A 20059-nucleotide genomic window follows, 5' to 3' on the forward strand; every position below is an offset into this window, starting at 1 on the left:
ATTAGAATGCTTTATGGCAAAAATAAACTAAACCAAAACCCAATAAAACCCATAGGACGATATCGTACCACTCTAGACGATCTTCTTTTGAAATTAAAGTGCGTAGCGTTCTTTTCTTGGAAGCGTTTTCAATTTCTAATTCATCCGTCGATATGTCTTCAACAATCGGAACTTCTTTTTTTACATAGTTATCTTCAAAAAATTGTTCCACCTTATCGGCAAAATGTTTCATGGTTTTATAGCGGTCTTTTGGGTCTTTCTCAAGAGCTTTCATGCAGATATCATTTAGTGCAGGAGGGATAGAGGGGTCAACTCGATGTAGCGCAGGAGGAGGGTCTTTAATAATGCGGTGTAGAAGAACTAATGTGGTCGAGTCGTTGTTAAATGGTAGTTGGCCCGAAAGCATTTCATAAAAAACAACCCCTGTGGAATATATATCAGTGGAGTATTCGAGGTTGTGTTCTCCGCGTGCTTGTTCGGGAGACATGTAAATGGGTGTTCCCATAATGATATCGTTCTGTGTAATTCGACTTTTTTGATTCAAGCGGCGTGCTAAACCAAAATCGGTAATTTTGGGAACTTTGTCATTTGTTATAATAATGTTATCTGGTTTTATATCGCGATGGATAATTTTTTTCTGGTGGGCGTGTTGCAAACCACGGATAATTTGAATGATAATTTTTACAGAATCTTCAATTGTCAGTTTTCTCTTGCGAATGTAGTTTGTAAGGGGCTTTCCGTCAACAAATTCCATGGCAAGAAAATATTCATTGTTTGCTTGTCCTACGTCATGTAGGGATACAATAGAGGGGTGATTTAAACTTGCAACGGCTTGTGATTCCTGTTTAAAGCGTAAAAACGCGGTGTCATCCACATCTGCTTGCAAAACTTTAAGAGCAACTGTTCGGTCTAAATCCGTTTGTATTGCCTTGTAAACAACGCCAACGCTTCCTTCACCTACTTTTTCTACGGGCTTGTATTTTCCATACCTTTTATGCTTCCGCGTAGATCTACCTCGACGGTCAGAGACTCTTTCGTTACACTGGTCGCATTTCGTAATCCCTTTTGTTAACAAAGCTCCACATTGGCACAAAATTTTGGAATTGTGCAACTTAATAAGTTGCGATAGTTTTTTTTCATCCAAATAATTTGTTAGCTGGAAGATGAGCTGTTTATCAGGAGAACTTGCCAACATTCTTTGTAACTCTTTTGAAGGAACAAAATCATGTTCAAGACAAATTTTTATCAATAAAAGATCGTCTTTGTGAAAATCAACTGAGCTGTAGCAAAATCCGTCTATTTTCATTATTATTATGCGCCAATACTAAGTCTATCTGCAAATCTGCCCGCGAATCCCATGTGTTCATGTATTTTTCGTTGTGCTTCTTCTATGTTGTACTCTCTTCTAAAAAACTGAAAAGTGTACGCTTCACTATCTAAAATACCAAATGAAGCAAGTGGGCATTTGTCTCGTGGTTGTCCAACGCTTCCTGGGTTAATCAGATATGTTTTTTCTGAATCAAGTTCCACGGTCTTATCCTCGGTAATATTTTGCACAATATGACCTCTGGCCCATATAGATGGGACGTGGGTATGTCCATGGAAACAGATTTTTATTGCCGGGTGTTTCTCTTCCATGAATTTCAAACTCGCAATAAAAGAATTTAACTTGATAAGATATTCATCTTTATTACGAGGAGAACCATGAGTAATGAGAAATCCTGACTCATGAAGCATTTTGTTCGGCATACTTTCCATAAACTTCATTAAATCAGCACCTACAGCATCTCTCGTCCATTCGATAACTTTCATGGTATCGTCTTTTACTGCCTCGTTGATTTCGCCTAAAACATAACGCTCATGGTTGCCACGAATAGTAGGGATGTTATTTTTGCACATAATATCCAGACATTCTCTGGGGCTGGCGCCATAACCGACGACATCTCCCAAGCAAATAATTTGTTCTACACCCTCTTTTTCTAATACACCTAACGCTGTCTGTAAGGCTTCCAAGTTAGCATGTATATCTGAGATAATGCCAAATCGCACATTTACCCTTTCGTATGTTTTCAATAGTTTACAAATACTTTTGTCCTAAGATTCGCCACCAGGGCTTGATTAATGTACCAAGCCCCGGTTTCGAATAATAAACACATCTTAAAAGTATTTGTCGTTTTAAAGAAGTGTTGCATCCATCTTGATGGCTACGCGTAATTAGTCTCGATCATCATCAGAGTCATAGTCATCTTCATAGTCATCTTCGGAATCGTAATCATCATCTCCGTAGTCATCTTCGTAATCATCATCAGAATCATCGGAATCGGAATCAGAATCATCATCTCCGTAATCGTCATCTCCGTAATCGTCATCTCCATAGTCGTCTGAATCATCTTCACTACTAGAATCATCGTCTGAACTATAGTCATCTTCGGAGCTGTCATCACTACTAGAGTCGTCTGAACTGTCGTCACCAAAAGAGTCATCTTTCCAGATGTCTTCTTCTTCATCGGTCTCTTCGCGATCTTCTGAAGCCTGATCACCTTGGTCTTCATCTCCAGTATCTTCTTGCTTTTCTTGAGCAACACCGATTTCTTTGTGTATACGATGGTGGAAGAAAACTTTGCGCTTATCAGCGGCAGACATATCAGATTGACCTAGAAGAGTATAAATAGCATCGTGAAATGAACCAATTTTTTCATCAAAATTTAGATCATTTTCATCTGAGGCAAGTTTTTCCTGAAGAATCTCCATCAGTTTCTCGACATCTTCCGAAGGAACCTTAACCTTTTGGCGATTAAAAATATTACCGAGTGCGGATGCTGTTAGTGTACGAATGTGAACACTTGAGCTATTGTTGTATAGAGTTTCTCGGAGAGCATCTGTACTACCAGAATCACCAAATTTCTTCAACGCGTGAATAGCTGGTTCGCGTATAGAATCGTGACGTGTACGAATCGCATCTGCCAAAGCTTCTTGCGCTAAACGTACATTGAACACTCTGTTACCCGAAGGTATAGAAGCTATCGCCGAAGCAGCTCTTCGTGCAATCTCCCGTGACTTACCTTTGTAATCGGTATTAGAGTCAACTAAGTGTTCGCGAATACTCAATTTAGTTTTTTCTGGAGCAAAAGGTTCTGTAACAACACCTTTAACAATGTCAATTTCTTTGTAAAGGTCCTTGTGTTTTTGTTCTTGACCTTCTGGACAGATTATCATTACTGGAATTTTTTTCGTACGATAATCTTCACGCATTGAGTTAACAAAGTAACTCGTTGCCATGTCTTCAAGTTGTGAAGATACGATAACCAAATCTTCTGGTGGAAAAGCTTTTGCACGTTGCAAGCCTTCACTACCAGTACTAGCACCAAATGCCACCATATTCATACCGCGAATGATATTAATCAAACGGTTACGGGTTTCATCATCATCTTCGACAACAAGAATAACTCTCGCATCTGACTCGCTCAATGCTTCCACCAATACTTTAATGGCGGTGTCAGCGTCGCGGAATCTACCCGGAGGATTGATTTTAACAATTGCTTCTGCTGCGGCGTAACGAATTCGCTTGTCTTTGGACTTTAAGGCTTGAATTAGAGAACCGTTTATAACGTTTTGCTTACTTCCTTGGTTACCTATTTCGTTCAGAATTTCTCTTGTTACCTCTGGTCTATCATTGCGGAAGGACATCTTTAGCGATTGAATTAATAATGGATATCCAAAAGCTCTAGATAGAGACTTTGCTTTATCAGATACTTTTTTCTCTTCAAGAAACTGATTTAGCTCATCAGTAGGAAGTTCTAGATCACGATCTTTTGCTGCCTCTTCAATGGCTGTAATTTCGGTATGTTGCGCATAATAAACTTGTGCTAAAAGTCCCCAGCCTTTTTTGAAAGTAGGGTCTATATCTAGAGCTTCGTGAGCACAATGCTCCGCCATAATTTCATTGTATGCAAAGTGAGGAACGTCCTTATATACAAGTTTACCTTTTTCCCAACGCCAATCTAACCAATTTGCGAAGTGTATAGGCATGTATTTTGGATGTTCTTGGTAATATCGAATCCCTTTGCGGTAGAAAAGTTCTTTCGCCGCAGGGAGTGCAATAGAAGTCCGGTTTGTCAGCTTACGCAGAGATTCTCGTGCATACTGTTTTACCTCTGGTAAAGTTTTTGGATTTTCAGTAATTGCCTTTAGATTTGCTACACAACGACCATCACCCATATGACCGAGAAGTATCACAATTTGTTGTTTGAGATAAACGTCTTCGGTTTTCAATGCTTCTGTTAGAGGTACTACGGCAGCACGTCCCATTTTTGTAGCAGCAAGAATAGTGTTAATTCGCTCTCTTTCTTGAGTTTTGCTAGCAAGGTAAGGCAGCATTTCCGGTATAGCTCTCTCGCCCACTTGAGTTTGTAGTAAAGTAATTGCTTCGTTTCGTGCGAACAAACTTCCAGTGGCTGCTTGTAGTACAAGTTTTTTTATTGTCGCAGGATCTTTTTCTTGGCGTATAGGAGCTTTTTCCGCATATAGAAGTAAAGCGCGAGCAACTCGTGATAGTTCTCCACCCTCAGCCAGCATTTTCATCATGAGTTCATCACCAGCTAATTGTCTTAGCTTCAATGCCTGACTGTCATTTGGACGAGCCAATAGTATTGTGTTAAACTTTAAAATAGCACGCTCATAGTCTCCTTGCTCATAGTGAGCAATCGCTTCTTCTCCTAACTTGAATATTTCCTCATCAGTTGTATCTGCAAATAAAGAAATAAAGGGGCAAAAAAGTATGAGTATGTAAAATATGGAGAAATGAATACCCCTCATTTTCTCCTCCCTTCAAAAGTTTCGTGTCAAAGTTTCAGAACATTAACCCACATCAATGTTTTACTGGCAGGAGATAATGATAACAAATTTACTTTTAGAACTTTGGTCAAGTAACTAAAAGTAACACAATTAGGACATTACTCTGCTAAACATTGAAATTGAAGATTTCGGTTGTGTAGAAGGTCTTTATCACTTTAGAAATCTCCTTGCGAAATTACTTGAAGGATAAAGTTTAATATTCTAAACAACGGGGTGTATCTGTGTTTTCGGTAAGTTAAAAGTAAAAGCTTTTGTACTTGAAAATACATCTTGCGAAAATACCAGCAAATGAAGAACTTAACTAGACGACACACCTTGGCTGTAAATTATATCAAAGGGGATATTTAACTTCTAACAAAAAATTACAAAATATACGACTTGTGCTAGTTAATCGGTGAAAAACGATCCCGATCCTGATCAATAGTAGAGAATTGAAAATCATCGATGAAAAAAGAGGAAAGCAAAATGTGGACAAAGAGTACGCAAAAAATAATAGTAAAAATAAAAAAAGATGTAATGAATAATCACTACATCTTTTCTTAGCGTATTTTAAACATCTTAATTTACCAAGGCTTATTTATAAGGTAACAGTCCCATGAAACGCGCACGTTTGATAGCGGATTTTACCATGCGTTGATGCTTTGCTGAGTTACCAGATCTTTTGCGAGAAAAGATTTTGCCCTGAGTTGTGCATAGCTTTTGTAGAGTAGCTATGTCTTTGTAGTCAATAAAATCAATGCCTTCTCTGGTAAAGCGGCAACGGCTTTTTAATATTTTCTTTCTTGATTTCTTCGGCATGTTATAATCAAACCTTTCTAACATTTAACATATATTTGCCTAGTATGTTGTTAGCGAAATAACTATGTAATTAAATTCGATTACTTAAATTACTAGTTAAATTTTCTAAACTTGTGTTCCTTGGGTATGGTCATCCCACAGAAACGGAGACCTAGTCATTATTCCAGACTATTTTCCCGCTTATACGGGAATAACATAAACACCACTTAAGTTTTTAGTTATGACGTTTTAACTAGTAGTTAACAACATCTAGAATTTTGAGCCACATATTCTATCTTATTTTTGTGTAATATATAAGTTCTTTTTTTATTTTTCCAGCATTTTTTTACGAAAAAAGAGTTCAACATGTATTCAGCTATCTCTCCATTGGAGTTTCGCTATTTAAATTTCCCTGAAGCAGAAAGCCTAAGGAAATATTTTTCAGAAGAAGGTTTCATCTATCACTTGGCACTTGTCGAATCCAAACTCGTTGCAACATATGCTCATTATGAACATTGTTCTTCACAAATTGCAACGCAAGTCCATGAGGCTGTAGATAAAATAACTGTAGAAGATGTGTATGCCGAAGAAAAACGCATCCACCATCAACTACGCGCAGTTGTCAACTGTATGGCAAAGCACGTTTCTCAAGATGCAAAGCCATGGATTCACCTTGGCGCGACAAGTCATGACATTGTCTGCACTACAGACGCTTACCGATTCAAACAGTGCTCACAGTTGGTACTACAACCTGTACTTTTGGAGTTACAAGCTATTCTTATTTCTATAGCAGAACGTGAAAAAAATACTGTCCAAGTCGGACGAACACATGGCCAACATGCAGTGCCCATTACTTTCGGCTTTGCCGTCGCCGAATATGTCTCACGTCTTGGAACTCGTATAGTCAAACTCCAGGAAGCGACAGACAATTTGTGCGGACAATTTTCGGGAGCAGTAGGGGCATACAATGCCCAAAGTCTTCTGGTCGAAAATCCTATCGAGTTTGAAAAAACTTTCTTGGGCAAACTTGGCCTTTCTCCTGCGACCCACTCCACACAAATTGTAGAACCAGAGTTCATGCTGGATTATTTGCATGCATGTACCTCTACTCTTGGTGTTCTAGCAAATTTGAGTGACGACATGCGCCACTTACAACGAACAGAGATTGGCGAAGTTATGGAAGAAGTGTCCCAAAAACAAGTCGGATCTTCCACTATGCCACACAAACGCAACCCCATCCACTTTGAACATGTGAAATCTTTGTGGAAAACATTTATGCCACGTATGACAACAGGATACATGGATCAAATATCGGAACATCAACGCGACTTAACCAACTCGGCCTCGGCGCGTTTTTATGGAGAAATAGCCACGGCCCTTTACCTCGCGGCCAGACGCTTAAAGCGTGTTTTCAAAGGGCTCATTGTCGACAAGGAGGCCCTACAACGCAATTTACAAATGGCACAAGACAAGATCATCGCTGAACCTTTATATATAATGTTAGCCAAACAAGGCCACCCAGATGCCCATGAAGCGGTACGCCGCTGCTTTATTGAATCAGACGCGATTGACGACCTCAACTTAAGTGAAGAGCAAAAACAAATTATCAATAATCCCCAGCAATACATAGGTGTTGCCATACAGAAAACACAACAGGTTTGCGATTATTGGCGACAAAAACTCCATAAAAAATAGAAAGGATAAACAATGAGTGAATCGCAAAAAAATACTTGGCGATCCAAAATGCACGAAGTGATCTATGAGGCAGATACTCCTCTGGGAAAGTGGTTTGATATTTTTCTTTTAGTGGCGATTGTTGCCAGTGTGGCTGTTGTCATGTTAGAAAGTATCAAAAGTTTTCGTGCAGACCATGCCGAACTTCTTTTTCGATTGGAATGGGCCTTTACTATTTTCTTTAGTATTGAATATATTGCACGCATCATCTGCGTAGGCAAGCCCTTTCGCTACATTTTCAGTTTTATGGGTCTTGTCGATTTACTATCTATACTTCCGACATACATAGGTCTTTTCGTTACAGGTACTCAGTCACTTCTCGTGATACGTACGATTCGTTTATTGCGCATTTTCCGCATTTTTAAAATAGCGCGTTATTTATCTGAAGCGCAAACTCTCATGAAAGCTTTGAAAGCCAGTCGACCTAAAATCACTGTTTTTATGGGAGCGGTCATTTCATTGGTGATTATCATGGGAACCTTTATGTACATGATCGAAGGGGACGCACACGGATTCACCAGTATTCCCAAGAGTGTGTACTGGGCCATTGTCACACTGACAACTGTGGGATATGGAGATATTGCTCCGCAAACCCCGCTTGGACAAACTCTGGCTTCTATGATTATGATCATGGGGTATGCAATTATTGCTGTACCAACGGGAATTGTTTCGGTTGAGTTGTCCAACGTACAACAGGACAAAAAAATCACTACCCGAGTCTGCGCAGAATGTTCACAAGAAGGACACGACGACGACGCGGTACATTGTAAATACTGCGGTGCCAAACTCTAACGAAAATAGCGACGTGTAGATTCATTAAACAACAAAGGAAGAATATGTCTCAAATTGAACAACTGACAAAAGAGATCATAGATTTTCGCAATGAAAGAGATTGGGAACAGTTTCACAACTCAAAAGATCTTGCCATCGCAATTAGCACAGAAGCAAGCGAATTACTCGAATTGTTTTTATGGAAAGAGAATGAAGACTTTAATTTAGACCATTTGAAAGATGAGCTTGCTGATGTCATCATTTGTTCATTAATGCTTGCTCATAAACATGAACTAAACATCAGTCAGATTATTCGCGACAAAATGGCAAAAAATGCAAAAAAATACCCTGTAGAAAAAGCCAAAGGTAACTGCAAAAAATATAGCGAATTCAGTGATACATAGTGAGTTATACTTGCCAAAAACGCATAAATATTGCATAATATAGTACGCACATAAATTGTTTCGAGAAATAGGAGAGTGGATTATGAAAAAATTGAATTATATAGTGTTCTTTGCATTGTTGTCCATCGTCTGTGCCGAAGACAAAGTAAATGTGTACCTCAAAAGCGGTCTAATGTTGAACGGATCGGTCAAAGACGACAAATTTGTCGAAGTATATCGTTCTGGTTATCAAACACTTCGCCCACAAAATGAAAACATCAAAAAGGCCTTACGCAAAAACAAGAAGTACACACCAGTATCGCGACGAGGTGGGTTGCGCTTGTGGTATGTAAACCACTCAAATGGTTTTGTGTATGTCCCTTATAAAAGCGTTCGCAATATTGTATGGTTGGGGAAAGCCAAAAATACTGCCGAAAAAGTACACAAAAAAACGCAAAAAATCAAGGCGACATACAAAGATGTTATAGAAGAAAGAAAGTTGGCGAGAGAACAACTTCAGCAAAAGCGTCTAAAAGAGCTACAGGAACAAGAAAAAATCGATAAAGAGCGCGAAGAAGAAGCCAAACAACAAGCCATGCTTCTCACCAAGGAAGAAAAAGAAGTACTCCAACAATTTCCCCCAGGAGCAGAATGGAATAGCGAAGAGAGAGATAAAATTCATCAGCAATTGAATCGCGCGCGAAATAAATTCACCGTACGCCAAATCAACGGACGTCGCGTAATCCAAAAAACTTTTTTTGGTGGCGTAAATAAGAAGGAACGAACGTTTTACAAAAAATATGACGTGTGGTTAAAGGCCGTTGACAAACAAAAAGAGCTGGATCGACTCAAGGCATTAGAAGATGAGGAAGGACCACAAGAAGAAAAAGATTCGCGAGAACAACAAGATGAAGTTGATCTGGGGGAAAACTAGGTCATAATTGAATTGGGTGCTCTCACCGTCGAATTTGTGGGACTTAATTATTAGGAGTTTTGTCTCCGGATTGGTGCCCTCACCATCGAAAAAGCAGTTACAGCGGTGCTGTAAACTGCTATTCTCATACCTCTCCCACGGGAGAGGTGTAATGCTTCTCTTTTATAAAAAACAAAATTCGCTTGAGTTGTGAGGCAATAGCGTAGCGTCACTATCTTTGTGCAGTTACAGTTGTGTATGCGATAGCACAAAATAAAACAATAAGATCAATTCAGACGTGTTACGCCTCTCCCTGTGGGAGAGGCATGAGAATTAAGGCTTTTAGCGAAGCTAAAACCTTAAATTCGATGGTGAGGGCACCAATCCGGAGACAAAACCCTAGTCATAACTCTCCCACAATTGCGATGGTGAGAATGCAGTTAAAGAAAGATTTCTTTAATTGATGACAGTCCCTTGTACACTTTTTTATGTAATTTCTATTTTAGAATTGACTTTTTTTTGAATAACATTACAATAGCAAACTAATTTACTTTTGTATCTTCAAAACGTTTTTTTTTGAAAAAGTACGGATATTGATTCTCAGTCTCAACAAAAAAAGAGTTTGTTAAATTGTCAAAGTTACACCTACTTAAAAGTAAAAACCTTAACCAAATAATGATAATGAGACTCACTCTCAAAAAAAAGACTCATGTAATCAAACTGTATTATTTTTTAACCTTTTTTTCTCGGCTTGGTAGCGAAAAACCCTGCTGTTACTTAGCCATCCCAATATCTTTATGTAAAACTTGTACATATGTACATTACTTGCAAACAAAGATATGCTTTTAAACATAGGCCAAAGTTACTGCCAATAACTTTGGCGATCCTCATTATATAAAACCAAGTACTTTGCTTGAATATAGCTCCTTAAAGGCTAGAATGCTTTAATTTTAGCTGCACGGCATACATCTGTGTATGCCCTAGTTATTAGTGAATTGTATTATTTTGAAGGTAAATCTCAGAAAAGTAACATTTGAAGGCTAGGAACCAGTTACGAAACAGGGGTTTACATCTTTATTTGAACTAAGAGGCTACTCGATAGTAGCCTCGACTTTTTTATACTAATCTAAGAATTTGTTCAAGTTTATCTGTAAGATACAAAGTCTCTGGAATCCATTTCATCATTAAACCCAAACCGTTTAGCGGTTCTTACTACCAATGCTCTTATACCACTGCTCCCATGCCTTTACCACTTTTTGTCGTTCTTCGTCTCCAACGTAAAAGTGTATTTCACCAAAATTTTGCTCGGTAAGATCTTCGAGTATGAAAGTCGCTCCTGACTGCAAATGCCAATCTTCGTCTTGCAAAACTTTTAGTAAAAGCGGATATGCTTGTGGAACTTCCTTGCTCCCCATTAGGTAATCGAGTAGGGACACCACTTTATACTTTTTCTTACGCAAAGCACTAAAAAACCAATGTTTAATCGGCAACCTCTTATTTTGCTCCCACCATTCACTATACTTTCTTTTTATGTTCCCCACTTTGTATTGTACAAATGTCAACTTTACAATATATTTCTTCGCAGAGAACTGATAACGTGGGTGATCTAGGGCTTCTATAATCACAGGAATCGCTCTCTTTTCCCAAAACTTGGTCAATAAGAACGCCGTTTCGATACGCACCTCTTCTTCATCGCTACGTAGTAATTTACGCAATGATTTTGCAATTCTTTTTGTTTGATAGCGTTGCAGAGTTTGCAATGCCAAAACACGCGAAGCTGTCCGCGTTGTGTCATTGTGCGCTAACTTTAATAAAGCTCTTGTGACTTCATCGCTACCAATTTGCGATAGGCTTACCGCAGCGACACGACAAACTTCTCGCGAAGAATCTCCGGTCATTAGTGCGACTAAACTCTTTACCGACAGACTACTGCGTACCGTTCCCAATGCTTGGGCAACGGCAATGCGCAACCCCTCGTTGTTTGCTTGCAATTGTCCGAGCAAGACAGGCAAAGCTTTTTCTTCCTGTATTTTTGCAAGTGCTTTCAAAATCGACGCTTTCACAAGAGCCGTTTGTCCACCGTTCTCCAAAGTATCGGTCAACGGCTTTACTGCATTTTGAACCTTGAGCTCACCTAAGGCATAAATTACGGATTGTTTTACTTCGCGACTTTCGTCATTTAACATACCCAACAGGTATAAATTGGTTAGCTCATTTTTAGGAAGTTCCGCCAAAGCTTCCACAGAGACACTACGCAATGTAGGATTTCCATGTTTTAAGTAACGCGTGGCTATTTTACGCGAACCATGTGTCAACAAAAACTTGATCAATGATCGCGCTCGTGCGGAATAGTTTTCGATTAAATATTCGACAAGTTTGGTAATCGCAAATTCTTTACGCGAAAGAGCAACTCCTTTGATAAGAGCTGTACTATTGTCATTTAATCCTAGTTCTGTACGAATATGAAGTAACGCCAAATCTGCAGCACCATCAGGAAGTGCTTGGTCTTTCTCCATCAATTCCTGAAACAACAGTGCTGCTTTGCGACGGTCTTTTTGTTTTAACCATCCGTACGAATTGATGATCATTTGTTTTAGCTTCAAATCCTTATCTTCTTGAGTATCGAGACGGCGAAAAATACTCTTGTGTAACCTATACCATGAAATCCAGCGCGGATAACTATGATTGTCCCAATACAATTGCCATACGTTTTCACGCTCAAGCTTTTTTATTTTATCAATAAGAGGCTCAATCGTACCGCCCTCTTTCTCATAAGAAATAATCTCTTTGACAAGATTCTTCACTTTTACACTAATGACATGATAACTGACATTTGCGGTGCGTGTACCGTATACAGATTGCAATTTAAAAAAGTCCAGTTCTTTTAGGTGGTTAAGATAAGTGATCATGTCCTCTTCATCTAAAACAATCACGCGATCGTACTCATCATTTTTCACATTTTCGGTACTGGCAATGAGAAGAACGCTATCATTGTCTGGTCCACCTGTAATCCGGTAAGAAATAGATGCTCCGTCGATATCACGGACAGAAAAACCTTTCAGCAAACGTATTGCCTGAAAACGACGACTATTTTTATGCCACCATTCCCACCATTTTTTCCCCGAATATCCAAAATCTTGGCCAGTGAGTTGTTTGAGTTTCATATAACCAATTTTGCGTAGTGCTGCATAGTCGCGATAGTATACGCGTCCCAAAACGCTTTCAATCAAAGTGGGAACCAGTTGTTTATTCATCAGCTCGATAATTTCGCGATTATCGGTTTGGAAACCAACATTTACGAGCCCCACGGCCGCGGCTCCCCGAACAAATTTTTCGTCATAGCGTACCAGAAGCAACAGTTGCGGTATCCAAAACTCACTGAATAGTTTTTTGTTAAAAGTATCTTCTTGTAAAGTGATGGCAATAACCACGTAGGCAATCAAACGTTTATCTTTAGAATTTGCCATATCTAAAAGTCGACTACGTATAGCATCGCTATCTTTCGTTCCCAGAATTTCGGACGCCTTATATGCCACTTGTACTGCGGGGTCTTGCAATGCAGCGACAACAAAATCAATTGCCTCTTTATCATCAATGCGTGATACTAAATCAATAATATATTTACGTGTTCCTGCATATTTCGCCTTGAAAGCTTCTTTGAGTAGCGGTAAATGCTCTTTCGTTGTAATTGCAGCAAGAGACAAGAAAGCAGGGTAGCGACTAGTTTGTGTCGGAGATTTTAAAAAATCTAGAATGACGGAATAGGCCCTCTTTTTGTCAATACGAATCAGTGCGCGAAATAAGGTAGAAATTCGCGAACGCATGTTTTTATCTAATGTTGTAGAGGATATTAGAGAAAAAGCTTCTTGCACTTCCATCTTACCAAGGCACTCAGCACACGCCTCTTTTGTTTGAGGTTTGCCTTCTTTTAAGGCTACCAGCAAAAAGGGTATAGATAGCTCCCCTTCATTGAATAGTCTTTTTAAAGATCTCTTCGCCGACGATGACGGCCACTTTTCCAGATCAGATATCCATGCTTCGATTTGTTGAATTTTTTTCTCGTCGGGTTGTTGTTTTTGCTCATCAGGTTTTTTCTCTTGCTGAGAATACAGACAAGTACATACTAGCAGGAAGGTTAACATTATTTGTTTCATTTTCATCTACATTCTCCGACACATTCTCTTATAAGTGTAATTAACATAAGTATTTAAGATTTGGCGACATTATAACACACACGACAAAATCGTCAAAAGTTTTTCACATTAATTGTGAGAAATTTTTTTGTACAATCCAAGATTATTTCTCTCTGAACACAGTTTATGGAAGAAAAAATAAAATATTATCGTGCGTTGTTTACGCTTGTGGCATAATAATGTTACAGCACAACCCACAACAAACAATTTATTTTACCCACTATATATTATGCTTTTATCACATTTTGAAAGGAAAAAACTATGCGTTTTATGTTTGCTCTTGCAATTCTTTGCAGTATATGTATATTTGCTGATGAAGGAATTCGAATAGACAACAGTCCTATTTCGAAAGAAAAATATGGACATAGTTGGCATCTTGCTTCACATTTTGATGCCCCCGAAAGTGCATATTACGATGCAAACACTGATACCATTTATGTATCCAATGTTGCCGGAAGTCCTACAGACAAAGATGGAAAAGGCTTTATTCAAAAATTGAAGAGTGACGGCACAATGCTAAATGCATCGTGGGTGACAGGCCTTAACGCTCCCAAGGGAATTCGTATTCACAAAGGAACTCTATGGGTAAGTGACATTGATCGCGTAATTGCGGTAAACGTCAAAGATGGCAAAAAAGTAAAAGAAATCAGTGTACCAGGCTCTGCTTTCTTAAACGACATTGCTATTGATAAAAATGGCGTTGTTTATGTTTCGGATATGATGGCAAACAAAATATTTAAGATAGAAAACGACACACCATCCGTACTTACAGCAGGTGCAGAGGTCGAATATCCCAATGGATTGTTGTTGCAAGGTGATGATCTTGTTGTTGCTGCTTGGGGAAGTCGCGGACGCAAAGGAAGTCTGTACTCTGTAAATGTAAAGACAAAGAAGAAAAAATCCATTACAAAACCTCTAGGAAATCTCGATGGTCTAGAAGTTGACACCGCTGGTAACTACCTCGTTTCGGATTGGGTCGCTGGAAAAGTATTTCGCATCAGCAAAGATGGAAATGTAAAACTACTTTTACACGGCTTTAGAGGAAGTGCTGACATTGGATTTATTCCACAAAAGCAGATGCTAATAGTTCCACGTATGAAAGAAAGTGCGGTAACAGCTTACGACCTTAGCAAATATCCTAAGAAGTAGCATTACAATACTCAAGTTGCGACTTCTCAGGCATTACAAAATAAACACATTCTCCATCGCAACTTGAGTACAACAGAAAGGATAATGTATGTCGATACAAATTAAATTATTGCTAAATGAAATTCCTCATCATACATTGACAAGCCTAGGTATAAATCGTGCCGTATTAATGACATCTGAAAACGGCAAAGTTATGATCACCACAGATCTTAATCCTGAAAATTTACGTGAAATCAATGGTCTAGAAGTACTTTCCGAAACACGTCAGGAAGAAGAAGTCCACTCAATCACGATGACGGTTCTTAAATTAGACGAACAACTGATGCACGAAGCCACCGAGCATTTACCAAACCGCTATCGCCTTATTTCCGAGTTAGATACTATACTCAAGCACAACAAAGATGTTTATGTTGCTTACGTAATCACCCATTACAACCCACAACAAAAACCTTGTGGTCCTTTGACAGTCAATATTGGTGGTGATTGCTACCGTAATGACGATGCCATAAAAGACCTGACATCTATTTTACGTCGTACCAAAGACTTAGCGAAGGCGATGCTAAAAAAATCTGTAATGATATTCCCCGACATACCTGCGCTCCACGGTGGTAAGAAAGGTGAATGGATTATCCTCAACAAAGATGGTGAAAAAATAGATGGTATCTCCGAAGAAGCTATCATAGCATTGGGATCGGCCATTATTCCAAAAGGCATCCTTTTCTTAAATAGATACAAAGAGCTACAAGCAAAGCAAATGGGGATTTGCGACTCATTTCCGCAGCAAAATTATATGAAGCCAGACTCGGGTTCACCAGATGTACTCTCGGGCATTTTTTGGCGTGGAGATCGCAAAGATAAAGATATAAATCTTTGTGAATCTTGGGCAAAGCGCAATGTAGATTTACATGGAATTACATGTTTGCCACATAATTTAGGCGGAACTCTCGATCCTTCTGCACGTCCAACAGGTTATGGAGTTGCAACAACCGCAATTGAGCTAGCAAAAAATTACTACAGCGATCGCAGTGTCCAAGAATTAAAGTTTCTGATTGAAGCGGCGGGAGGCGTTGGACGCAACGCAATCGAATCCTTGACGCAAATACACGGTGTCCCCACACAAAACATTACGGTCTTTGATCGCGCTGATGCGGCGTGCAAATTTATGCAAGAGCGCTTTCCGGGAATCCATACCATAACTCTCGGGCACAAAGATTTTTATTTGTGGCGCCTTGCCAACGATAAAATTCAATACGATGTATGGATTAACAACGGAGAAGGTGACAATACAACGCCTCAATACATTGCAGAACTGATCGCTTGCGGCGTACGTATTTTTTGCGGAGGTGCAAATAATTTCTTAGAAGTGGCCACAGAAAAAGAAAATTTACAAAAAATATTCTCTGCAGGAGGATGGGCATGGCCAGACTCTGCCACCAGTGCCGGTGGTTGGACTTTGGCAGTAATTGATGTGATGACAAGATGCCAAGGACAAAAATCAAACACCGTAGAAAAACAAAAACAAATTCTAGACACCATCACGTCGCGCAATACCAAACTGATACAAGACGTACTAGCCACATTTCCCGAAAAACCAGCAGGTCAACAACTTTGGGACCGCGTTGAAAAACTTATTCAGGAAAGAGTTGTCAAAACGCTCAATCTCGAATTGAGTCCGGAAGAAATTTTCAAGCTGGCAGACACCTCAAACTGGAAACTTACCTAAGTAAAAGACAACAAGGCTAGCTGTTCTCTAAAACTACATATAAAGACGGAACGCACCAGCGTGTCATTCCCGCATAAGCGGGAAACCAGCAACTTAAAGTCAACTTGTCAGCGCCTGGGTCCCTGCTTTCGCAGGGATGACAACCGAAGCTAGTTTTAGAGAACACCTTTGAATAACTACATCTCAAACAAACCCAGAAAGCAAACCAAATGAGTATTACCTATTTAAAAGGAGATGCCACGTCTCCACAAATATCTGGAAATAAAATTATATGTCATATATGTAATGACGTCGGAGGGTGGGGTAAAGGTTTCGTATTGGCTTTGTCAAAAAAATGGCCACAACCAGAAAAAGACTACCGCGAGTGGCATCGTGACAGAGAAAACAATGACTTTGCCTTAGGAAGCGTACGCTTTGTCACCGTAGAACAAGATTTACATGTTGCGAATATGATCGGGCAACGTGGAAATCGTCCCTCAAAAGACAATCCCCCCATCCGCTATGAAGCCGTGGAACAAGCCATAGAAAAGGTCACTCAAAAAGCGCAAGAGTTACAGGCTTCCGTACACATGCCGCGTATTGGTTGTGGTCTAGCGGGAGGAAAATGGGAAAACATTGAACCGATACTCAAAAAACACCTTCTTGCCAATCACATTCCTACATATGTTTACGACTTTGCATAAAATTCTCATAAGTTCCGCACTCACCGACTCTAACGTTTTTGGTGGTTCATATAAAACCACCAAATTTGCAACATTCATGAAAATGAACCATATTCCAGATTTTGCTTTTAATCGTTGTCATCGCATGACACAATAGAGAAGCAGGGCGTGTCATTGATCAAACAAACTTTAATCAATGACACTCCCAATACTGAAGATGTTAAATATCTTTGTACCTCCAGGAGGTTTATATGGTTCAACTAAAGATCAATCAAAAAAAATACGAAATTGAAGCCGATAAATCCATGCCTCTGCTGTGGGCATTACGCGATAAAGTCGGTTTAAACGGAACTAAATTTGGTTGCGGGGTTGCCCAATGTGGGGCCTGCACCGTTCATGTTGATGGGGAGGCTGTTCGTTCTTGTGTCACACCTATTTCCGCTGTAGAAGGAAAAGAAATCACCACCATAGAAGGTTTATCCCCTGACCTCAGTCATCCTCTACAACAAGCATGGATTGCCGAAGATGTCCCTCAATGTGGATATTGCCAATCAGGGCAAATTATGAGTGCCGCTGTACTACTCAAGCACAATGATCAACCAACAGACGAAGACATCAACGATGTCATGACGGGTAATATTTGTCGTTGTGGAACTTATAACCGCATTCGCCGTGCCATACACCAAGCTGCCAAAACAGTGAGAAAGCAAAAGGAGGATAATTCATGAGAATCATCAATGGAATGACTCGCCGTTCTTTTCTCAAAACTAGCGCCGCAGTTTTAGGTGGTTTAGTTATTGGTTTTCAACTACCCAGTAGTGGAAGACGCATAGAAGCCAAAAGTAAATGGGCCTCTGCTGATATCGCCAATGCCTTTTTACGCATAGATGAAGATGGTTCCATTACCATAATGGTCAACCATTCGGAAATGGGGCAAGGAGTCTACACTTCACTACCAATGATCGTCGCAGAAGAACTGGATTGTGATTGGAACGATGTCCGTATTGAGCCTGCTCCTGTCAATATGGTGTATAGCCACACAACATTTGGTTCACAGATGACCGGTGGTAGTAGTAGTGTTTGGACAGAGTGGGAACGTCTGCGTTTAGTTGGTGCCACAGGCAAGGCAATGTTAATCGCTGCCGCTGCAAAAACCTGGGAGGTAGCTGCGGAAAGTTGTCGCGCGGAAAACAGTGTTGTATACCACGATGCCAGCAAACGTCAACTTACCTATGGACAGTTAACAAAACAAGCCTCACAAATGTCTACTCCAAAACAAGTCTCCTTAAAAGATCCCAAAGACTTTAAAATAATTGGTACACCTGTAAAACGTTTGGATACACCAGAGAAAACCAATGGCCAAGCCGTTTTTGGTATCGATGTAAACCTTCCGGGAATGTTAACGGCTGTTGTTAGACGTTCTCCGGTATTCGGTGGAAAAGTAAAAAGCTTTTCGGCAGATAAAGCAAAGGCAATCAAAGGTGTACAATCCGTTATACAAATCAGTTCAGGTGTTGCCGTAATTGCCGATGATTTTTGGACCGCAAAAATCGGAGCACAAGCAGTAGAAATCGTTTGGGATGAAGGACCAGATGCAAATTTAAGTACACAGCAACAAAGTGAACAATACGCCGCTTTAGCAAACACCCCAGGAGCTGTTGCTAGAAAGAAAGGTAACATCACCACTGCGATGGACGTTTCGGCAAAGAAACTCGAAGCGGTATACGAAGTTCCTTATCTTGCGCATGCACCGATGGAGCCACTAAACTGTGTCGCTGATGTACGCAAAGACGGCTGCGACGTGTGGACAGGTACACAATTACAAACGGCGGAACATGCCACAGCAAAAGCAATCACAGGTCTACCGGCAGAGAAAGTTAAAATTCACACAACTTTACTTGGTGGTGGATTTGGGCGTCGTGCGGTACCCGACTGTCACTTTGTGAGTGAAGCCGTGCAAATATCTAAAGCAATACAAAAACCAGTAAAAGTCGTATGGACGCGCGAAGATGACATTCAAGGTGGTTGGTATCGGCCGAGATATTACCATAAACTTTCCGCTGGCATCAACGATGACAAAAAACCCATTGCGTGGAAACACACCATTGTCGGACAATCCATCACCGCAGGGACACCTTTTGAAGCGTTTATGGTACGCCATGGTGTAGATGTCACTTCCGTGGAAGGTGCGGAAAATCTTCCGTATGCTATCCCCAACGTACTCGTTGACCTACATAGCCCAAGACACAAAGTGCCCGTACTATGGTGGCGCGCCGTAGGTGGAACACACAATGCTTTTGCTGTTGAATGCTTTCTGGATGAGGTAGCTCATGCCGCAGGAAAAGATCCTTATGAGTTCCGACGCGAACTACTTGCCAGTGAACCGCGTCATCTCAAGGCACTTGAATTGGCCATCAGTAAATCTAACTGGGGCAAACCACTACCGAAAGGCCACGGACGCGGTTTAGCAGTACACTCGTGCTTTGGTAGTTTTGTTGCACAAGTTGCCGAAGTTTCTGTTTCCAAAGAAGGAAAGGTCAAAGTTCACAATGTCGTTTGTGCTGTTGACTGCGGTCCTATTGTAAACCCCAATACCATCGACGCACAAATAGAAGGTGGAATTGCCTTTGGTTTAGCGGCCGCTCTTCATGGTGAGGTTACCTTGAAAAATGGACGCGCGGAACAAAGCAATTTCTATGATTACAAAGTATTGCGTATGGATGAAATGCCCAAGGTCGAAACGCATATCGTACCGAGTACGGACAAAATGGGGGGAATTGGAGAAGTTGCCGTGCCACCTATTGCCCCTGCTGTCGTCAACGCGATCTTTGACGCCACAGGTAAACGTGTGCGTCAATTACCGATAAGTAGCGAAGACTTACGCTCATAAAGGAGAAGAG

Annotated in this window: 14 protein-coding genes; 9 read left to right on the plus strand and 5 right to left on the minus strand. The window is 40.2% G+C overall.

Annotated features, from left to right (window positions below; genetic code table 11):
• Position 1 precedes the first annotated feature (1 nt).
• From UABAM_RS11520 to rpsR, 4 genes are all read right to left on the minus strand, one after another.
• Complete coding sequence (locus UABAM_RS11520; RefSeq protein WP_151968154.1) at positions 2–1306, minus strand: serine/threonine protein kinase; 1305 nt, start codon at positions 1304–1306, stop codon at positions 2–4.
• 5 nt (positions 1307–1311) lie between these two features.
• On the minus strand, positions 1312–2049 hold the full coding sequence (locus UABAM_RS11525; RefSeq protein ID WP_173013257.1) for a metallophosphoesterase family protein: 738 nt from the start codon (positions 2047–2049) through the stop codon (positions 1312–1314).
• Positions 2050–2214: 165 nt separating this feature from the next.
• Positions 2215–4815: a HEAT repeat domain-containing protein gene (locus tag UABAM_RS11530; RefSeq protein ID WP_151968156.1), complete on the minus strand. Its 2601-nt coding sequence runs from the start codon at positions 4813–4815 to the stop codon at positions 2215–2217.
• Between the two features lie 612 nt (positions 4816–5427).
• Complete coding sequence (gene rpsR, locus UABAM_RS11535) at positions 5428–5652, minus strand: 30S ribosomal protein S18 (protein ID WP_151968157.1); 225 nt, start codon at positions 5650–5652, stop codon at positions 5428–5430.
• 345 nt (positions 5653–5997) lie between these two features.
• On the opposite strand from rpsR, the gene UABAM_RS11540 reads away from it, so the two are divergent.
• The 4 genes from UABAM_RS11540 (at position 5998) to UABAM_RS11555 (ending at position 9453) form a co-directional block, all read left to right on the plus strand.
• Entirely contained in the window at positions 5998–7326 is a 1329-nt protein-coding gene (locus UABAM_RS11540) for a lyase family protein (protein ID WP_151968158.1), read from the plus strand.
• Positions 7327–7338: 12 nt separating this feature from the next.
• Positions 7339–8157 carry an ion transporter gene (locus UABAM_RS11545; protein ID WP_151968159.1) on the plus strand — a complete coding sequence of 273 codons (819 nt, stop codon included), beginning with the start codon at positions 7339–7341 and terminating at the stop codon, positions 8155–8157.
• A gap of 44 nt (positions 8158–8201) precedes the next feature.
• The gene (locus tag UABAM_RS11550; protein WP_151968160.1) at positions 8202–8540 is read left to right on the plus strand and encodes a nucleotide pyrophosphohydrolase; all 339 of its coding nucleotides are present in this window, start codon (positions 8202–8204) and stop codon (positions 8538–8540) included.
• Between the two features lie 82 nt (positions 8541–8622).
• Complete coding sequence (locus UABAM_RS11555) at positions 8623–9453, plus strand: hypothetical protein (protein WP_151968161.1); 831 nt, start codon at positions 8623–8625, stop codon at positions 9451–9453.
• A gap of 1178 nt (positions 9454–10631) precedes the next feature.
• Here UABAM_RS11555 and UABAM_RS11560 read toward each other — a convergent pair.
• On the minus strand, positions 10632–13592 hold the full coding sequence (locus tag UABAM_RS11560; protein ID WP_151968162.1) for a HEAT repeat domain-containing protein: 2961 nt from the start codon (positions 13590–13592) through the stop codon (positions 10632–10634).
• A gap of 294 nt (positions 13593–13886) precedes the next feature.
• On the opposite strand from UABAM_RS11560, the gene UABAM_RS11565 reads away from it, so the two are divergent.
• The 5 genes from UABAM_RS11565 to UABAM_RS11585 all read left to right on the plus strand — a co-directional run bounded on the left by UABAM_RS11565 (position 13887) and on the right by UABAM_RS11585 (position 20049).
• On the plus strand, positions 13887–14774 hold the full coding sequence (locus UABAM_RS11565; protein ID WP_151968163.1) for an SMP-30/gluconolactonase/LRE family protein: 888 nt from the start codon (positions 13887–13889) through the stop codon (positions 14772–14774).
• Positions 14775–14862: 88 nt separating this feature from the next.
• On the plus strand, positions 14863–16497 hold the full coding sequence (locus tag UABAM_RS11570) for a hypothetical protein (RefSeq protein ID WP_151968164.1): 1635 nt from the start codon (positions 14863–14865) through the stop codon (positions 16495–16497).
• Between the two features lie 209 nt (positions 16498–16706).
• Complete coding sequence (locus UABAM_RS11575; RefSeq protein ID WP_151968165.1) at positions 16707–17180, plus strand: macro domain-containing protein; 474 nt, start codon at positions 16707–16709, stop codon at positions 17178–17180.
• Positions 17181–17410: 230 nt separating this feature from the next.
• Positions 17411–17887, plus strand: a complete 477-nt coding sequence (locus UABAM_RS11580; RefSeq protein ID WP_151968166.1) for a (2Fe-2S)-binding protein — start codon at positions 17411–17413, stop codon at positions 17885–17887.
• Positions 17888–18069: 182 nt separating this feature from the next.
• Positions 18070–20049 carry a xanthine dehydrogenase family protein molybdopterin-binding subunit gene (locus UABAM_RS11585; RefSeq protein ID WP_229759422.1) on the plus strand — a complete coding sequence of 660 codons (1980 nt, stop codon included), beginning with the start codon at positions 18070–18072 and terminating at the stop codon, positions 20047–20049.
• Positions 20050–20059 lie beyond the last annotated feature (10 nt).

The organism is Candidatus Uabimicrobium amorphum (genome assembly GCF_009002475.1).
In the GTDB taxonomy this organism is placed as follows: domain Bacteria; phylum Planctomycetota; class Uabimicrobiia; order Uabimicrobiales; family Uabimicrobiaceae; genus Uabimicrobium; species Uabimicrobium amorphum.

Bases quoted from the DNA above. Each gene is read 5' to 3' on its own strand.
- UABAM_RS11520 (WP_151968154.1), bottom strand. From the start codon at position 1,306: ATGAAAATAGACGGATTTTGCTACAGCTCAGTTGATTTTCACAAAGAC.
- UABAM_RS11530 (WP_151968156.1), bottom strand. From the start codon at position 4,815: ATGAGGGGTATTCATTTCTCCATATTTTACATACTCATACTTTTTTGC.
- rpsR (WP_151968157.1), bottom strand. From the start codon at position 5,652: ATGCCGAAGAAATCAAGAAAGAAAATATTAAAAAGCCGTTGCCGCTTT.
- UABAM_RS11540 (WP_151968158.1), top strand. From the start codon at position 5,998: ATGTATTCAGCTATCTCTCCATTGGAGTTTCGCTATTTAAATTTCCCT.
- UABAM_RS11545 (WP_151968159.1), top strand. From the start codon at position 7,339: ATGAGTGAATCGCAAAAAAATACTTGGCGATCCAAAATGCACGAAGTG.
- UABAM_RS11550 (WP_151968160.1), top strand. From the start codon at position 8,202: ATGTCTCAAATTGAACAACTGACAAAAGAGATCATAGATTTTCGCAAT.
- UABAM_RS11555 (WP_151968161.1), top strand. From the start codon at position 8,623: ATGAAAAAATTGAATTATATAGTGTTCTTTGCATTGTTGTCCATCGTC.
- UABAM_RS11560 (WP_151968162.1), bottom strand. From the start codon at position 13,592: ATGAAAATGAAACAAATAATGTTAACCTTCCTGCTAGTATGTACTTGT.
- UABAM_RS11565 (WP_151968163.1), top strand. From the start codon at position 13,887: ATGCGTTTTATGTTTGCTCTTGCAATTCTTTGCAGTATATGTATATTT.
- UABAM_RS11570 (WP_151968164.1), top strand. From the start codon at position 14,863: ATGTCGATACAAATTAAATTATTGCTAAATGAAATTCCTCATCATACA.
- UABAM_RS11575 (WP_151968165.1), top strand. From the start codon at position 16,707: ATGAGTATTACCTATTTAAAAGGAGATGCCACGTCTCCACAAATATCT.
- UABAM_RS11580 (WP_151968166.1), top strand. From the start codon at position 17,411: ATGGTTCAACTAAAGATCAATCAAAAAAAATACGAAATTGAAGCCGAT.
- UABAM_RS11585 (WP_229759422.1), top strand. From the start codon at position 18,070: ATGGTCAACCATTCGGAAATGGGGCAAGGAGTCTACACTTCACTACCA.